At 59.8% G+C, this 764-nt stretch carries 1 protein-coding gene; it reads right to left on the bottom strand.

Translation table 11 applies throughout. The features are described from left to right. Positions 1-663 (bottom strand): IS30-like element ISPpu17 family transposase (locus BG57_RS32190; protein WP_075583266.1); only part of this gene is annotated, 663 nt, incomplete at its 3' end. Between the last annotated feature and the right edge of the window lie 101 nt (positions 664-764).

Here is a 764-nt window from a genome sequence, read left to right as displayed (position 1 = left end):
ATGGCCCTGAAGCATCAGATTGATCGCCCGCGTTACCTGCCGGCGCGTTCTGCGCTTGACCGGATAGGCGCTCAGATAGCCGCTTTTGCGATCAACCAGGGTCACCAGGTTACCGCCCAGTCCATGTACCGTATCGCCCTCCCAGTCCCCCAGGCGCTCGCGGCTTTCGACCTCGGCTGGGCGTTCACTGATTGACACGCGATTACGCAGCTGCCCGCGCCGATCGTGGCTTCCATAGCGTTTCCGGTAGCGCTTTCGGCGATGTCGCAGATAGGTATAAAGCTCACCACCGGCGCGCTGTTCGGCGGCAATGAACCGATAAATCCACTCATGGCTGACCGCCCGGCTTGGCTGCTCCTGCTTCAACCGCTGGGCGATCTGCTCCGGACTCATGCCATGCTTGAGCCACACCGGGAGATGATGGCTGAGCCATGTCGCCGGCTTGCAAAACTTGCGCGCACCCGCTCGACGAGCATCACTTTCATGGGCCGCAGAAACAGCCTTGTAGATATTCTGGGTGCTGTTGCGGCGAACCTCGCGACTGATCGTCGAGGGATGCACGCCGACCCGCTTTGCAATGCTCGCCTGGCTCTCTGCGGCGCTCAAGCCAGCCTCAATCTGGTAACGTTGTCCCTGAGTCAGCTGCCGGTAATGCGTAGTCATCTGCGCTTGAATCCTTCGGTGTGAGAGCCTGGATTCTACCGGTGGCTGGCTCTCTGCCTCTCGTTTCAAGCGTTGCGCTTATTCTATGAATTCAGGGAGTG

The sequence above is a fragment of the Caballeronia grimmiae genome (assembly GCF_000698555.1).
In the GTDB taxonomy this organism is placed as follows: domain Bacteria; phylum Pseudomonadota; class Gammaproteobacteria; order Burkholderiales; family Burkholderiaceae; genus Caballeronia; species Caballeronia grimmiae.
This window is presented reverse-complemented; position numbering and strand designations above follow the sequence as displayed.